Source organism: Adlercreutzia murintestinalis (genome assembly GCF_943192905.1).
GTDB lineage: Bacteria > Actinomycetota > Coriobacteriia > Coriobacteriales > Eggerthellaceae > Adlercreutzia_A > Adlercreutzia_A murintestinalis.
In genome coordinates, this window is record NZ_CALPCC010000003.1 from 1 (window position 1) to 14,941 (window position 14,941).

At 56.0% G+C, this 14,941-nt stretch carries 14 protein-coding genes, 2 tRNA genes and 1 other RNA gene; 9 read left to right on the top strand and 8 right to left on the bottom strand.

Features of this window, described 5'->3' with window-relative positions; genetic code table 11:
* A partial coding sequence (locus NFR19_RS01090; RefSeq protein ID WP_251211936.1) for a L,D-transpeptidase family protein occupies positions 1–1,243 on the top strand: 1,243 nt, incomplete at its 5' end.
* A 167-nt stretch (positions 1,244–1,410) separates the two neighbouring features.
* Complete coding sequence (locus NFR19_RS01095; RefSeq protein ID WP_251211937.1) at positions 1,411–1,782, top strand: phage holin family protein; 372 nt, start codon at positions 1,411–1,413, stop codon at positions 1,780–1,782.
* Positions 1,783–2,086: 304 nt separating this feature from the next.
* Here NFR19_RS01095 and ssrA read toward each other — a convergent pair.
* The 3 genes from ssrA to NFR19_RS01110 form a co-directional block, all read right to left on the bottom strand.
* Positions 2,087–2,463, bottom strand: a transfer-messenger RNA (tmRNA) gene (gene ssrA / locus NFR19_RS01100).
* Positions 2,464–2,502: 39 nt separating this feature from the next.
* A complete protein-coding gene (locus tag NFR19_RS01105) occupies positions 2,503–3,348 on the bottom strand; it encodes a TIGR03915 family putative DNA repair protein (protein WP_285813419.1) in 846 nt (281 codons plus the stop codon).
* Positions 3,348–4,715 carry a putative DNA modification/repair radical SAM protein gene (locus NFR19_RS01110; RefSeq protein WP_251211939.1) on the bottom strand — a complete coding sequence of 456 codons (1,368 nt, stop codon included), beginning with the start codon at positions 4,713–4,715 and terminating at the stop codon, positions 3,348–3,350. The genes NFR19_RS01105 and NFR19_RS01110 overlap by 1 nt, the downstream gene beginning before the upstream one ends.
* A 242-nt stretch (positions 4,716–4,957) precedes the next feature.
* On the opposite strand from NFR19_RS01110, the gene pyrE reads away from it, so the two are divergent.
* Positions 4,958–5,644 (top strand): orotate phosphoribosyltransferase, encoded by a 687-nt coding sequence (gene pyrE / locus NFR19_RS01115; RefSeq protein ID WP_251211940.1) that lies wholly within the window; start codon positions 4,958–4,960, stop codon positions 5,642–5,644.
* Here pyrE and NFR19_RS01120 read toward each other — a convergent pair.
* Genes NFR19_RS01120 through NFR19_RS01135 form a run of 4 tightly spaced genes read right to left on the bottom strand, consistent with a single transcriptional unit; the run spans position 5,641 to position 8,554 of the window.
* Positions 5,641–6,285: a hypothetical protein gene (locus tag NFR19_RS01120; RefSeq protein WP_251211941.1), complete on the bottom strand. Its 645-nt coding sequence runs from the start codon at positions 6,283–6,285 to the stop codon at positions 5,641–5,643. The two genes, pyrE and NFR19_RS01120, sit on opposite strands and share 4 nt — an antisense overlap.
* Positions 6,286–6,313: 28 nt before the next feature.
* The gene (gene smpB / locus NFR19_RS01125; RefSeq protein ID WP_251211942.1) at positions 6,314–6,781 is read right to left on the bottom strand and encodes an SsrA-binding protein SmpB; all 468 of its coding nucleotides are present in this window, start codon (positions 6,779–6,781) and stop codon (positions 6,314–6,316) included.
* Positions 6,782–6,789: 8 nt separating this feature from the next.
* The gene (locus tag NFR19_RS01130) at positions 6,790–8,259 is read right to left on the bottom strand and encodes a M42 family metallopeptidase (RefSeq protein ID WP_251211943.1); all 1,470 of its coding nucleotides are present in this window, start codon (positions 8,257–8,259) and stop codon (positions 6,790–6,792) included.
* 13 nt (positions 8,260–8,272) lie between these two features.
* The gene (locus NFR19_RS01135; protein ID WP_251211944.1) at positions 8,273–8,554 is read right to left on the bottom strand and encodes a hypothetical protein; all 282 of its coding nucleotides are present in this window, start codon (positions 8,552–8,554) and stop codon (positions 8,273–8,275) included.
* A 215-nt stretch (positions 8,555–8,769) separates the two neighbouring features.
* Between NFR19_RS01135 and NFR19_RS01140 the strand changes: the two genes are divergently transcribed.
* From NFR19_RS01140 to NFR19_RS01165, 6 genes are all read left to right on the top strand, one after another.
* On the top strand, positions 8,770–10,509 hold the full coding sequence (locus NFR19_RS01140; RefSeq protein ID WP_251211945.1) for a L,D-transpeptidase family protein: 1,740 nt from the start codon (positions 8,770–8,772) through the stop codon (positions 10,507–10,509).
* Between the two features lie 2 nt (positions 10,510–10,511).
* Positions 10,512–11,387: a glutamate racemase gene (gene murI / locus NFR19_RS01145; protein WP_251211946.1), complete on the top strand. Its 876-nt coding sequence runs from the start codon at positions 10,512–10,514 to the stop codon at positions 11,385–11,387.
* Positions 11,384–12,001 (top strand): RdgB/HAM1 family non-canonical purine NTP pyrophosphatase, encoded by a 618-nt coding sequence (gene rdgB, locus NFR19_RS01150; RefSeq protein WP_251212043.1) that lies wholly within the window; start codon positions 11,384–11,386, stop codon positions 11,999–12,001. The genes murI and rdgB overlap by 4 nt, the downstream gene beginning before the upstream one ends.
* A gap of 18 nt (positions 12,002–12,019) precedes the next feature.
* Positions 12,020–12,095, top strand: a tRNA-Arg gene (locus tag NFR19_RS01155).
* A gap of 41 nt (positions 12,096–12,136) precedes the next feature.
* Positions 12,137–12,670: a GNAT family N-acetyltransferase gene (locus NFR19_RS01160; RefSeq protein ID WP_251211947.1), complete on the top strand. Its 534-nt coding sequence runs from the start codon at positions 12,137–12,139 to the stop codon at positions 12,668–12,670.
* A gap of 66 nt (positions 12,671–12,736) precedes the next feature.
* A tRNA-Pro gene (locus NFR19_RS01165) sits at positions 12,737–12,813 on the top strand.
* A gap of 139 nt (positions 12,814–12,952) precedes the next feature.
* Here the strand turns inward: NFR19_RS01165 and NFR19_RS01170 are convergent.
* Positions 12,953–14,911: a fructose-1,6-bisphosphatase gene (locus tag NFR19_RS01170; RefSeq protein ID WP_251211948.1), complete on the bottom strand. Its 1,959-nt coding sequence runs from the start codon at positions 14,909–14,911 to the stop codon at positions 12,953–12,955.
* Positions 14,912–14,941 lie beyond the last annotated feature (30 nt).

Genomic DNA, 14,941 nt, shown 5'->3' on the forward strand with positions numbered 1-14,941 from the left:
GGCGAAACGTTGGATCAAGACGGGCAACACTTGGTACTACGTTATGAGTAATGGTGCTCGTCAGACCGGCTGGCTCTGGTTAGGCGTGTGGTACTACCTCGATCCTGCCAATGCGGGTGCCATGAAGACAGGGTGGTATCAAGATACGAGCAAGCGCTGGTTTTACTCCAACAGCTCTGGCGCTATGTTGGCGAAACGTTGGATCAAGACGGGCAACACTTGGTACTACGTTATGAGTAATGGTGCTCGTCAGACCGGCTGGCTCTCTTTGGGGGTAGCAACGTATTATCTCAACCCTGCTCAAGCGGGAGCGATGGTTGTTGGCGACTTCAAAGTGTCGAATGTATCCTATAGAGCAGATGCCTCGGGCGCTCTTGTAAAGAACGCTTGGGTTAGCATGGGCGGGAACAAATTGGCTTTCGCTGGATCAAATGGAGCTCTCAATTCTGGTGCCGAGCGTACTTCAGACGGAAAGATCATCATTAAAGATTCGTCAGGTAAGATCCGAACAGGATGGATCAATTTCGGCGGATATCGTTTCTTCGCTGATCCCAGTAAGGGCGGTCGTCTTGCAACCGGCTGGACAACGAGCAATGGTAAGAAATACTATTTTGATTCGAACTATGCACCTCATAAAGGTTGGTTGCTTCTCAATGGTCGTTGGTATTACTTTGACAGCGACGGAGCTATGGCGACTGGGTGGCGCAAGGTAGGTGGTAGCTGGTTTTGGCTGCGCTCGTCAGACGGGGTCATGCTGACAGGGAGCCAGTATGTTGATAATGCATGGAATTATTTCTATGCAAATGGTGCATGGGACGCTACCGCGTCATATATGATGCGTCGGGCTCAGGGCATCTCAAGTAACACCGGATGGCTCATTTTGGTAGATACCTCAGCATGTCGAACCACTGTGTTTAGCCGTAGCAGCAATAGCTGGGTCGTTAATCAGACTTGGTCCTGTTCCCCAGGAGCATATGGCACCCCCACGAAGAAGGGGTATTTTACGGTCGGGAGCAGAGGGTATTATTTCGATTCTGGTGCATCACGTTGCTTCTATTGGACCCAGTTCAGCGGCAATTACCTTTTCCATTCGGTGCTCTATGCGCGTACGGCCACACCGCAGTATATACGGGATGGACGGTTGGGTATGAATCTTTCTCATGGGTGCGTGCGATTGGATGTTAACTGTGCAAAATGGATATATGACCGTATTCCTTTCGGCACACGCGTCTATACGTATTAGTACAAAGCCCCTTTTGAGTATGACCGCCGCGCTTTCCTTCGGGAGAGCGCGGTTTGCTTTACGGTAGGGAATCGGGAAAGATTCGCTGCATGACAGAGGGAAAGCGTATGCTACCTTACGTTCCGATATGACGTTGATACGTGTATGCGGCTTGGAAGGAGGCTGTGATGAATTTCTTGATCCGTTGGTTGGTGACTGCTATCGCGGTTGGCGTAGCGGTATGGTTGGTGCCTGGTATTGTCATCATTGGGGGAGATGGTGCATGGGTAGCTATTGCCATTTTCGCGCTCTTCTTGTCGCTCATCGATATCAGCATTAAACCCTTGTTGCAGGTGCTGAGCTTGCCGGTAACGGTTCTTACGTTAGGCATCTTCTATATCGTGGTGAATACGTTCATGCTCTATCTTGCAGCATGGCTCGCGAACGGCATTTTTCAAGTGGGATTCTTTATTGAAGGATTCGGGTGGGCATTTCTTGCGTCCATCATCATCAGCATTGTGTCAGCCCTGCTCAATGGCTTGTTAGGTTCGGAAAAATGATGTTTAAGAGGTGCGACGAAAATGAGATAGGGTCACTGTCACTGCGCTGCTTCTGAATCCATAGAGAGTTGATATGAATGAGCGCGCTTGCAAGTAGAGCATGATGGCCAGTGTTCATGCATCGTTCGCGAACAAACACAATAAAGGTTCCAAAGGCATCAAGGAATGCGGCAGAAATGGTGTCTCAGAAGAGGATTTCATCTCGAAGGTGGACCCTCAGGCGAGAGCTCACCTCATTTCACTCTGACAGGGTCAAGTATAGAAAAGACGAACTCTCGAAACGAGAGTTCGTCTCATATCACTTTGGTGGAGCCGCGGAGAATCGAACTCCGGTCCATACTAGATCCTCCATGAGGCGCTACAAGCTTAGTCTGCGTTCATAATTCGGAATCTCGCGGTTCGCAGACGAACGTTGAGGTTCCTAGTCGGTTCTTTCTTTTCTACACCCATACCGACTACGTGGTGCAGAGCATTCCCCTGAAATGACGTCTTGCTAGAATCGGGGAAATTTCTAGTTTGACGGATGGCTGACTTAAGCAGCCATAGCGGCCGGCATGTAGTAGCCGGTCTTAGCATTGTTAGTTTTGCCAATTAATTTTGACAGTACCCCTGTTTAGCGTGGCGAGGAGACCACGGCTTGCTCCTCATCTCAGACCTACCATGTCGAAACCAGTCGGCCCCTGATGTGTGGACTGCATTCTACGCTCTCTGCACAGCAAGTCAAGCGCAGGGGTCGATCTGTTTCAGTTCTGCGATATCTTCTTGCATCTCGGTTATGTTCTTCCAAAGACGCAGGGGCATGAATTGGCGACGCAATTCAGGATTGTAGCGGGCATCAATGGATACTGCGCGATAGAACGTACGCCATGCTTCTTGCATGGCTACCTCGTTTGCTGAATGATGTGGCAAACGAGATACCAGTTCGGCTGCTGAAATTTGTATGAGATGCTGTTGCGCACCATCCCAAACGCCCGCAATGTTATGCGTTTCGTCGAATATGATAAACGGCTGCACGTTGAACCGTTCTACGAAGTGCCCAAGCACAAGTGGTATGACCGCATGCTTTGGATTAACGTTTGCAAACCATACCTGGATATCATCTCCTTTAAGGTGTTCAAAGCGCGCGAACTGACGCATGCGCTCGCATTCGTTCTCAACGCTCAAAACGGCCTCAAGGAGATCTGCGACCGCAGGATGCGCTCGATTCGAGAGTGCGCGCCTTGCATCGGCGTGTTCGTCTATGGCATAGCGGATGAAACGATAGATGATGTATCCCACACGCGGGTCCGATGAGGTGGATGCTTTCGTAATCTGCCAAAATGTGCGTTTGCCGCAGCGTTTGACAATACCGCGTTGCACGCGGCGCGCGAACATATCGTTTGTGGCAACGTGGTGGATTCGTTGTGAGAGACGTGGCTGTACGAGCTCGGAAGAGATCACATCGCTGGGATGCTCTTTGCGGGCGTACGCTTCAAACACGGCAGAGAGCAGCCCCTCGAGAGAGCCATCGTAGAGATAGGCTACCTCGTCGAAGAGGTCTGTGAGGGGGTTTTGCTGAGCGTCCACTATGACGCCTTCTCAGGAAGGAGCGTGGCGGCCTGTGCGGCATCACTTTGGTCTTCACTAAAGAGGCTCAGCTGTCCTGCAAGAAGCCGATCGGCGCGTCTGCCGTGCCTGCCACCTTCGATGGGCTTCTTAAGCTGCGCCAAAAGCCACTCTCTGCTGAAATCTGCTCCGCTGCCACAGTAGGCACCATTGCAGGTGATGAAGTACCGCGCCCGATTGAAGGCGATACCGATCTTGCGCAGTTCCTGTTCACCCAAGGTGCTTTGACGACGAGCGCTCACGATCAGTTGCGCCCCGCGTACGCCGATGCCAGGAACGCGCAGGAGCATCTCACGTGAGCAGGTGTTCACCTCGACCGGGAACAGATCGAGATGGTTTAAGGCCCAGTTTGCCTTTGGGTCGACGCTTTCTTCAAGAAAAGGATGCTCGGCGTCAATGATCTCGTCCACCTCAAAGCCATAGAATCGAAGCAGCCAATCTGCTTGATAGAGCCTGTGTTCGCGATTGAGTTGGATGCGATCGGTTTGGGGGAGACGGGTATCGGTGACCACGGGTATGTAGGCGCTGAAGAACACTCGCTTCATGTGCATGCCCTTATACAACGACGCCGCTAGATTCAAGATATGGTGATCGGTTTCAGGGGTGGCTCCGATGATCATCTGGGTTGATTGACCGGCGGGAGCGAACGCGCGCGCCGCTCGTTTTGGACGGGCTGCCGATAGATAGGTGGTTTGCCGACGCCTGACCAGTGCGTGCGTTTCAGCATCCTCTGCGATGGAATCGGCAATTTGACGCATGGGAGCCAAGATGGTCCCCTTGCTCTTCTGTGGGCACAGCAACTGCAGGCTTTTCTCGGATGGCAACTCCATGTTCACCGAAAGACGATCGGCAAGCAGCCCCAATTCGGAGACAAGTTCAGGTGAGGTGCCTGGCACCGCTTTCGTGTGGATGTATCCACGAAAGGCGTATTCGTGACGGAGGATGCGCAGCGTTCGTATCATGAGCTCGCTCGTGTCGTCGGGGCTTCCGATGACACCACTGCTGAGAAAAAGCCCTTCGATGCAGTTGCGGCGGTAGAATTCGATAGTCAGATCGGCCAACTCACGAGGTTTGAAGCACACGCGCTGTATGGCAGCATTGCTCGCCCGATTCACGCAGTAGGCGCAATCGTAGATGCAGGTGTTGGTCATGAGCACTTTCAGCAGCGTGACGCATCGCCCATCAGGGGTGAAGCTATGGCAGCAACCGGCGGAGCTTGTAGCACCAAGCTGCCCCCGCTTACCAGCACGTGTTACGCCCGAAGAAGTGCACGCTACATCGTATTTTGCAGCATCAGCGAGCACTTCGAGTTTCTGAGCGATATCCATAACGTACCACAAACATTTGTTCTAGCGAATATATGTTTGTATAGTATCGCGTGAGGGAGAATAGGTCAAGCATGCTCTCTTGATTTGGAAGCCATCCGTGCTCTCCACTGTGCAGCGTTCGGTATGGCACGCGAGAGAGCGTCCTCTTTGGTACCCTATGCATAAGGAGTATCCGAGCGAAGAGCAAGCCCAGAGGGAAAATGCTGCAAATGTTAGAGATCCTGCGGGGTAAGGAGGCGGCCATGGAGGGATATAAGCGCGAGTTCATTGAATTCATGGTAGAGAGCGATGTTTTGAAGTTCGGCGAGTTCACGTTGAAGAGCGGCCGCACCTCGCCATTCTTCATGAACGCAGGAGCCTACGTGACGGGGGAGCAACTGCATCGTCTCGGCTTGTATTATGCACAGGCTATCAACGATCGCTTCGGTCTTGATTTCGATGTGGTGTTCGGACCAGCATATAAAGGCATACCGTTAGCGGTGGTAACAGCTATGGCCCTTCAGGAGCTCTACGGCAAGGAAGTACGGTATTGCTGCAACCGTAAAGAGGTGAAAGACCATGGGGCCGATGCGGGAAACCTGCTCGGGTCCGATTTGCATGATGGCGATCGGGTGGTCATGGTGGAGGATGTGACGACTTCGGGCAAGTCGATCGATGAGACCTATCCGCTCTTGAAAGCCGCCGGTCAGGTCGAGGTGGCAGGCCTTGTTGTATCGCTCAATCGCATGGAGGTTGGCAGAGACGGCGTCAAGACCGCCCAAGAAGAGATCGAGGAACGCTACGGATTCCCGGTAGCATCCATCGTTACCATGGCTGAGGTTGTGGAGTGTCTCTACAATCGCGCCATAGAAGGCCGCACCATCATAGACGACGCGGCCAAAGAGGCGATAGATGCATACTATGCGCGTTATGGCGTGCAGGAATCTTAGCGACGCTTTTTGAGGAAGCTCATCTCTTCCCCGATCTCGGCGAAGGTGTCCTTTAGTTCAGCTGCTACTTGCGCGCCCTCTTTGTAGACGGCGTTGAGGTCGGCCGTGGCTTCTGCCACACCTTCGCGCGTGATCCCAAGATCGAATTCCTCGCCATCGCTTGCGCGTACGACTTTCGTGTCCGGTTCGCCAGCGTCGTCGACCACCTCGTACTCGTCCATATCGACATAGTAGTATTCTTGCTCGTTACCATCTTCGTCGATCAGCACGAACCCTATCTCGTTGTCGTCTTCATCAACAAGATAGGCATGGATGTCTCCGTCTTCGATCTCCATCTCAATGACCTCTTCTTCCAGGTCATGAGCGCTCTCTATATGGTAGCCTTCTGAATTCTCGACACGTGCGGCTTCTTCAGCCGCCATCGTCTCGTCAACCTCATGTGGGTCATAGCCATCGTAGTCAGCTTCGTTTTCGGTGATGAAGCTGTCGAAGGCATGGTATTGGTCGCTTTCCTCGGCGTTTTCGCCAAGCAGCTCATCCATATCGCTGGCCACGTCTTCGATCTCGGTCTCTTCGTCGATCTGTTCAGCCTCGGTCTGACCGACCTCTTCCATCGTTTCTAGCTGCTCATCCATGTTCATGATGACCTCCGCCTCTTGTCGGTATCCGTCAGCGCATCCGATCCTTCAACGCCCGATCTATCTCGCGTTTCACGTCGCGCTCGCGCATGCTGCGACGCTTGTCGTGGAGCTTCTTGCCCCGCGCGAGCGCTATCTCCACTTTCACGAGCCCATGCTTGTTGAAGTAGAGCTTAAGCGGTACGACCGCGAGGCCCTTCTCCTGCGTTTTCTCTGAGAGATATCGTATCTGCTTTTTATGCAGAAGAAGCTTGCGGCGACGGTCCGGATCCACATTCGCAATGTTGCCGTTAGCGAAAGGTGATATATGGAAGTTGGAAAGCCAGACCTCGCCGTTGCGCACGAGGGCAAACGCGTCAGTGAGCTGTGCGTTGTTGTCGCGCAGCGAGCGCACCTCGGTCCCCGTGAGCTGAATGCCCGCCTCAAAGGTTTCGAGGATCTCGTAATCGTGGAACGCGCGGCGGTTCTTCGCGATGGTGGTATCGTCCCTCTTTGTCATGGCAAGCCCTAAAAGCGCGGTCGCAGGATGTTGTCTTCGGGCATGAGCGCTCCGGTATTGCCCGTTTCCACTTCGTGAATGCCGCCCATATCTGGGATGCTCGTCGGGCTCGTGCTCGCTTGCGCTGGCATGGTGGCATGTGCGTTCGCGGCCATGCGCTCCTGCGTTTGCTGCTTAGCCTCCTCGGTACGCGCGATGAGCTCTTTCATCTCAGCTGTGTACTCGACCGAATGCTCGGGTTCCTCCGCTTCAAGAGGATCGTCGTGCAGCAGATCATCATGAGCGGCCTGCTCGAGCGCTTCCTCCTGTTCAAGGGCCACCAACAACGCGTCAAGCTCGTTATCGTCGCTGGCATTCTTCGGGATATACGGATCGCCTTCAGCGCGCAAGAACGAGCGGGGCGCCGTCCCATCGATACCGGGGACGAAGTGGGGCTCTTCTTCCATGTCTAAAGCGAAACGCGCGATCAGGCGTACGGCGTGCTGGATATCGCTGAGCGAGATGACCTCAGTGGGCGTGTGCATGTAGCGCAGCGGTATGGAGATGAGGCCGGTGGGAATGCCGTCGCGCGCCACCTGGATAGCGCGCGCATCGGTGCCCGTGACGCCGGGTTCTGCCTCGAGCTGATAGGGGATGCTCTCTGCCTCTGCGGCAGCAACCAGCCGCTCGAACACGACAGGGTTGATATTGGGGCCGCGAGCGATAACCGGTCCGGCGCCCAGTTTGATATCGCCATACTTCGTCTTATCGATGCCGGGATAATCAGTGGCGTGAGTGACGTCGAAGGCGAGCGCAACATCTGGGTCGATCGAATGGGCGCTGGTGATGGCACCGCGCGTGCCAATTTCTTCCTGCACCGTTATGGCGGCCGTGAAGTCGCCTTTCGAGCGTCCAGCCGTCGCCAACTCTTCCATGACGCGACAGGTAACGAATACGCCCACTTTGTCGTCGAACCCACGCGAAACAGCCAGACCGTGCCCGAATCGCTCGAATCCCACCCCGTAGGTGATCGGATCACCAACATGTATGCGACTTTTCACCTCGTCAGGGGACAGGCCAGTGTCAATGACGAGCTTATCAAGGGGAGTAATGGATTTGCGATCGTCTGGTTCGATCAGATGGATGGGCTTGCGTCCCACCACTCCGCGGATGGTGGCGCCCGCTGCATGGATGTCCATGCGCATGCCCGGCAGTATCGCTGCATCTACTCCGCCGATAGCGGCTACCGAGAGAAATCCTTCATCCGAGATGTAGGTGACCATCAGGCCCACTTCGTCCATGTGCGCTGAGAGCATCAAGGTAGGCCCTGACCCTTGACCATCGAGGGTAGCATGCACCGAGCCCATGGTGTCGGTTTCCACCCAATCGGCTACCTCGGAGAATCTTGCGCGCACGAGTTCGGCCACGCGCTCCTCGCTGCCGGTTGCAGAAGGTGTTTCTACGAGCCGCTTCAAGAACCTGAGTTGCTGCTTTTTCATCGTTTGAATCCTCCTATATCAGGCCGCGCTGTGTGTTGCGTTTGCGTCGTTTGGCTGGTTCACGGAAGTCGAGCTGCTGCTGACCGTCCATCTGGTCGGTGCGGGCGCGCTTGCGATCTATCCGATAGATGCTCCACGAAAGCGCTTCGTTACCGAATTCTTCCAACATGCGCAGACGGGCATCGTGAGCATTCGCCTTAGTGCCCAGCCGCGCATCGCTTGTAAAGGAAAGCATTCCGCTGATGTGGCGGCTATCCGAGTCGAGCGATCTGTAGTAGGCGACGTAGTCGGCCAAGGTGTGGCATCCCTTCTGTTTGTGCATCTTATCAATCTTAGCATTAGCCTTGCTTTGCGGGGATGATGAGGCATTCTTGATGATGGGCTGTAACCACTGCCGAGGCTGGAGGGCGCCCGCCGACGAAAGTGTTCGTCGCACACGAAAGGCACACACAAAGCTACGAGGATTTTTGTACAATACCGTCGTTGTAAACCTATGCTTGAAAGTGCAGTATGGCGAAGCGTTCCAAGGGAAAGCATGCGGCTGGCGCAGCTGACAAGAAATCGGATGTGATGGCCGCAGGGTCCTCTTCATCATCGAGCGCTCCCGTTCAGGGCGGCGAGACAAGCGCAAGCGCGCATGAGGCAGCGAAGGAAAACGATGACGCATCAGCGGATGCGTCTGATGATGCTCCCCAAAACGCACCGGATGATACGCCCGACAAGGCTGCCGAACAACCGATCGAGAGCGTACCTGCTGCGACCGCGCTCGAATCGCAACCAAGTTCTTCTGGCGGTGGCTTGCATAGCGCGGCTGCGGTGCTTGATGGTGTGCCACAAGCGTGCGCGCGTGCGCGCAGGATCGCGATCGTGTGCGCGAGCATCGTTGGGTTTTTCGCTATCATCTATCTTGCTGGCGTCGTGCTGTTTTCCTCTCACTATCTTCCCAACACCTACATTGCAGGTATCAACTTCTCGCTCAAAACGCCCGATGAGATGGCGCAAACCCTTGATGAGACGCTTGATGGATACAGCTTCTCGGTGGTTGGGAAGGGCATGAACTTCACGGTGACCTCGTCTGAGGCTGACCTGTCGTCGGATTCGGTGCAGGTGGCCAAGGATGTGCTCGAGGCCGAAAACCCCTGGAAGTGGCCGCTCGATGTGTTCCAAGCGCGCGACCTGACCAACGCGTTCACCCATTCGATCAGCGCGAGCGGGCTGTCTGATCTGGTGAGCGCGCAACTTGAGGCAGTCAATGCAACGGCGAAGATGCCCGTGAATGCCACCATCGCCTTCGACGAGACGGCGCGGGACTACATGGCGGTGCCCGAGGTCAAGGGAACAGCTATCGATAGCGATCGCTTGTTGGAAACGATCATCTCTGGATTGCTCAATTTCGATAATCGCGTTGTGCTTACGGATGAGGTGCTGATTGAGCCTACCATCTTGGTTGACGATCCACGTATCCAGGTGGCTATCGAAGCTGCCAATGCCTTCGTGAAAGCCGATTTCGATCTGACCATGGCAGATCATCTTGTGACCGAGGTTGACCCGAAGCTAATATCTACCTGGGTGTCGGTGGGTCCTGAGCTTGAGGTCGCTTTCGACGATGCGGCGCTCACCGCATGGGCCTCGGAGATATCGAGCGCATGCAATACGGTGGGCAGCCATCGTTCTTACACGCGGCCTGACGGCAAGGCGGTCAGCGTAGCTGGTGGCACCTATGGATGGAAGGTGGACAATTCCGCTCTGGTCGACCAAGTGGTTGCCGCGGTGAAGGCGGGAAGCACGGAGAATATCGCGATTCCTGTCGTGCAAAGCGGCACTGGGTTTGTTGGCGTGGGCGGTCAAGACTGGGGATCGCGCTATGTGGACGTTGACCTGTCCGAGCAGTACGCGCGCTTCTACGATGGCGGCACCATTATCTGGGAGAGCGCTTTGGTGTCGGGTAATCCGAACAAGGGCAATTCCACGCCACAGGGCGTATGGTCCATGAACGCCAAATCCAGCCCAGCTACGTTAGTGGGACAACGCGGTGACGATGGCGAACCTGAGTACGAGACGCGCGTGCAGTACTGGATGCCGTTCAAAGGCAACTCGGTGGGCTTTCATGATGCGACGTGGCAATCGTCTTTCGGCGGGAGCCGATATCTGACCAACGGCTCGCACGGGTGCGTCAACCTTCCTTATAACGCGGCACAGGCGCTCTATGGCATAATCCAGCGCGGCGATGTTGTCGTGGTGCACAAGTAACCATGGCGCAGAGCGAACGCGCTCCCATCGGAGTGTTCGATTCCGGCTTCGGCGGTTTGACCGTGCTTGCGGAATTGATCGGTCAGATGCCCGGTGAGGATATCATCTTCGTAGGCGATTCAGCGCGTTGCCCATATGGTCCGCGTCAACTTGACGAGGTGCGCGGATTCGTTTTGCAGATCTGCTCCTGGCTTGTTGAGCGCGGATGCAAGCTGATCATCATCGCATGCAATACGGCAACGGCTGCGGGGTTGCAGGCTGCTCAGCGTGCGTTTCCGGTGCCGATTATCGGGGTGGTGGAGCCGGGTGCGCGCGCGGCCGTTCACGCCACGCACAGCCGGGCGGTGGGAGTGATCGCGACGCGCGGCACGGTAGCATCGGGAGCTTATGAGCGGGCCATACATCATCTTGATGCAGGAATCGAGGTTGTCTCGCTTGCGACGCCACCGTTCGTTGAGTTGGTTGAGCAAGGGCTCCAGCACCGCAGCGGCGTTGAGCCTGCGGCGGATGTGGCCGAGCTCTTTCCCTATGCCGCATATGGTTCGTTGGTGCGAGAGACGTTGGCACCTCTGCGAAAGCTTCCGCTGGACACGCTCGTGCTCGGATGCACGCATTATCCCGTCATTCGGCATCTGATCGGTGAGGCCATGGGGCCCGGAGTAACGCTGGTGTCATCTGCGGAGGAAGCGGCGCGGGATGCTCATCAGATACTGCATCGACGGGAAGCCTTAGCGGATGACGCGCAGGTCGCTGTTCGGAGCTTCTTCACGACTGGTGGTGATGTGGCGGATTTCGAGCGGTTCGGTAGCTTGGTGCTGGGTTTTCCGATCGGAGAGGTGCACCACCTCGATCTGCCCGCGTACAGAGAGGATGTCTGATGAAAGTTCTGCTTGCGACCAACAACGCGCACAAGGCCGACGAGATACGCAACGCGCTTGATTTGCCTGGATGGGAGTTCGTCACATTGCGTGAGGCAGGAGTTGATTCCGATCCAGCCGAGGACGCCGATTCGTTCACGGGGAACGCGCGCATCAAGGCGTGGGCGGCCCATGAGGTGTCAGGCGGCATGCCAGTGCTGGCGGACGACTCCGGATTAGAAGTGGATGCGCTCGATGGAGCGCCGGGTGTGCGGTCCGCGCGGTTCGCGGGCGAGGATGCCGATGATGCTGCGAACAACGCGCTCTTGTTGAGCAGGCTTGAAGGCGTGCCCGACGCTCAGCGGCAGGCCCGCTTCGTATGCACGTTGGTGTTCGTTGGCGAAGAGGGCAATGAGGTGTGCGCGACCGGGTCTGTGGAGGGTCGCATTGGTCATGAGGCTCAAGGGGCGGGCGGATTTGGATACGATCCGCTGTTCTTCCCGGACGAGTTTGGGGGCGCCGTCTCATTCGCCGAGGTGCCGCAAGATGAGAAGTCGGCGATATCTCATCGTGGATGCGCGCTTCGCGAGCTCAAGAAGAGTCTCGAAGAGGTATATAATCTGCCTATGCAGTGATCTGCTGCGAATGAGCGTGCGCCTGTGGCTCAACGGATAGAGCATCGGACTTCTAATCCGACGGTTGCAGGTTCGAGTCCTGTCAGGCGCACCATATTCATCAGGCTCAAACGCTGATCGGCTAAAGGTGATCATGTGGATACATTGACCGTGCGCAAGGCAACCAAGGACGACATGGATGCCGTTATGGATTTCTATACGAACATGATCGACGAGATGCAAGGAACCGACTTCGACATTCTTTGGAAGCACGACGAGCATCCCAGCCATGCTTTTCTGCGCGAGTCTGTTGAGCGGGGCTACCTTACCATTGGCATCGCCGATGATGGCTGCATTGCTTGTGCGCTGGTCATCGATCATACGCGCGCACCCGGCTATGAACAGGCACCTTGGCGCATCAAAGCGCCGCTTGAGAGCATCGGGATCGTGCATGCGGTAGCCACGAGGCCCGCCTATCATGGGCGTGGGTTCGCCAAGCAGCTTCTCTCAGAGGCGATCGATGCGGCGCGTGAGGAAGGAATGAAGTCGCTTCAGCTGGATACCTTCGTTGAAAACGTGCGCTCACATGGGCTCTACGAGGGGCTCGGGTTCGTCAATCATGGCGCATGGCCCGTTTTCTACGACGATCTCGGCACGGTCGATCTCGATCTGTTTGAATACGTGCTCTGATCGCCGCATGTGAACGGCATCGGTTCGCTTGAGTGCTCTTCGTATGCTAGAATGCAAGGCGCTTTGCGGGACGTGGCGCAGTCTGGTAGCGCGCCTGCTTTGGGAGCAGGATGTCGCAGGTTCGAATCCTGTCGTCCCGACCACGCACTGTCGAAGAGCCGCCTCGTGCGGCTCTTCTTGCGTGAGCGGCCCAGTAGGAATGCGAGGCGAACGAGACGCCGAACTGCGGTCAGAGACCTGAAGGGATGCTCGCACAAGGGCACGAGCGTACCCTGCGAGCGTCTAGCGAACCTTTCGTTCGGGGATGAGACCCTGGCGATACGCTTCAACCAGGCGCCCGAGTTCATCTGCGCGCTGCTGCAGGCGGATGCCGGTATCGGTGTCAGCCACAAGCGTGCGCTTCTCCACTTGCTCCACGACGCGTCGCGATGAATGGATATCCAGCTCGTCGCGGACAGCAGCGGCGGCAGAGCTGAGCGGCTCGTGGGCTGCGAGCACGAACCCGTACGAATTGGAGATCAGCGTATATCCCGCAATGCCGGTAGTTGGTTGATATGCGCGCGAGAAACCGCCGTCGATGGTGAGCATGCGGCCGTCGCATTTGATGGGATCCTCGCCGTCCTTCGCTTTTACGGGCACATGCCCGCAGATGATGCGCGAACTGGCCGGATCCATGCCGAAATCCTCGAAGATGACGGCCATGGCATCAGGGTCGTCCAGCATCGCGTAGAACGGATTCTTGACCTCTTTGCGCGCCGCTTTGTCTGCGATGAGGTATAGCTCGAAGGTGGCCATCTTGCTCTTCGCGAAGAGAGGAGAGGTAGGGCTCAACCACAGCCACCAGAGCACATCGCGGCTGCGCATGCGTTCGTTCTCATCGGCGCTGAAAAAAGCTGCTCTCACCTGCGCTTCGAGCACATCATAGAGCTCACGACCTTTGTAGGGGCTTCCCCAAACATTCGCTTCTTTGAGAGATCCATCCTCATTCAGGGGGACGGCGGCATGGAAGAGCAGATTGCCGTTCGATATCTTGTAGAGATTGCCGCATTCCAGGAACAGCCGCATATGCCGTTGCAGCTTCTCGCTTGCCATGAACGACTGCTCAAGGCGCTCCATGACCGATGCTTCCTCGGGGGTAAGCCGGTAGGGATCGGTGGGGTCAATGGTGGGAAATACGGTGTCGGTCAGTTCGTATACGACGCCGTCCACCTCTACCGTACCCTGTTCATGGTCGATGCGATGGAGCAGCTTGCGATCTTCAAGGCCGAACCAAGGATGCGCGTCGATCAGCTGCCCTTCCACTTTGAATTGGATGATGGCCATAGCCTTCTGTATCTTGATGCTCACCTCGCGTTGACGCTCGGGGAGATCGGGATCGCCTTTCAGTCCGAACGCCACACAAGGGTCGTCGCGATAAGCACTGGTCGCGAAGGAGGCGAGCGGCAAGATATTGATGCCGTATGCGTCTTCCAGGATGGAGAGGTTTCCGTAGCGCGCGCAGTTGCGCACGACATGCGCGATGCAGCCGCGCTGCCCGAGCGAGGCGCCCATCCATACGATATCGTGATTGCCCCATTGGATATCGAGGCAATGATACTTGGTCAAGGTGTCCATGATGGCATCAGGTGCGGGTCCGCGATCGTAGATATCGCCAACGATATGCAGATGGTCGACGGCAAAGCGCTGGATGAGCTGGCATAGCGCAAGCGCGAAGGCGCGTCCGCGTCCGGCATGTATCGCGGCATCGATGATTGCGCGATGATATGCTGATCGGTTGACGGCATGGTTGTTCTCGGTCATCAGCTCTTCAATGGCATATGCGAACTCAGGCGGAAGGGCCTTCCGCACTTTCGAGCGCGTGTACTTGCCGGAGGCTTGTTTGGCAACAGCGATGAGGCGCTCGATCGTGGTAGCAAGCCATGCGCCCTCATCGTTCGTCTCAGCCAAAAGCAGATCCATTTTTTCTTGAGGATAGTAGATCAGGGTGGCCAACTGACGCTTCTCTTGCGGCGTGAGGGTGTCACCGAAGGCATCGTCGATCTTGAGACGGACCGAACCCGATCCATTGCGCAGCAGATGTGAGAACGCTTCATGCTCGCCATGGATGTCTGAGGCGAACAGTTCGGTGCCTTTGGGCATGTTGAGCACGGCATTCAGGTTGATGATCTCGGCTGAGGCGTCAGCGATGGTGGGGAAGGTTTCGGAGAGCAGTTCTAGATAGCGCAGTTCGCGTTCGTCCATGATTCTCCTTGCGGTTGCTCATCAATGCGA

Bases quoted from the DNA above. Each gene is read 5' to 3' on its own strand.
- smpB (WP_251211942.1), bottom strand. From the start codon at position 6,781: ATGACAAAGAGGGACGATACCACCATCGCGAAGAACCGCCGCGCGTTC.
- NFR19_RS01095 (WP_251211937.1), top strand. From the start codon at position 1,411: ATGAATTTCTTGATCCGTTGGTTGGTGACTGCTATCGCGGTTGGCGTA.
- pyrE (WP_251211940.1), top strand. From the start codon at position 4,958: ATGGAGGGATATAAGCGCGAGTTCATTGAATTCATGGTAGAGAGCGAT.
- NFR19_RS01110 (WP_251211939.1), bottom strand. From the start codon at position 4,715: ATGGATATCGCTCAGAAACTCGAAGTGCTCGCTGATGCTGCAAAATAC.
- NFR19_RS01140 (WP_251211945.1), top strand. From the start codon at position 8,770: ATGGCGAAGCGTTCCAAGGGAAAGCATGCGGCTGGCGCAGCTGACAAG.
- NFR19_RS01120 (WP_251211941.1), bottom strand. From the start codon at position 6,285: ATGAACATGGATGAGCAGCTAGAAACGATGGAAGAGGTCGGTCAGACC.
- murI (WP_251211946.1), top strand. From the start codon at position 10,512: ATGGCGCAGAGCGAACGCGCTCCCATCGGAGTGTTCGATTCCGGCTTC.
- NFR19_RS01170 (WP_251211948.1), bottom strand. From the start codon at position 14,911: ATGGACGAACGCGAACTGCGCTATCTAGAACTGCTCTCCGAAACCTTC.
- NFR19_RS01130 (WP_251211943.1), bottom strand. From the start codon at position 8,259: ATGAAAAAGCAGCAACTCAGGTTCTTGAAGCGGCTCGTAGAAACACCT.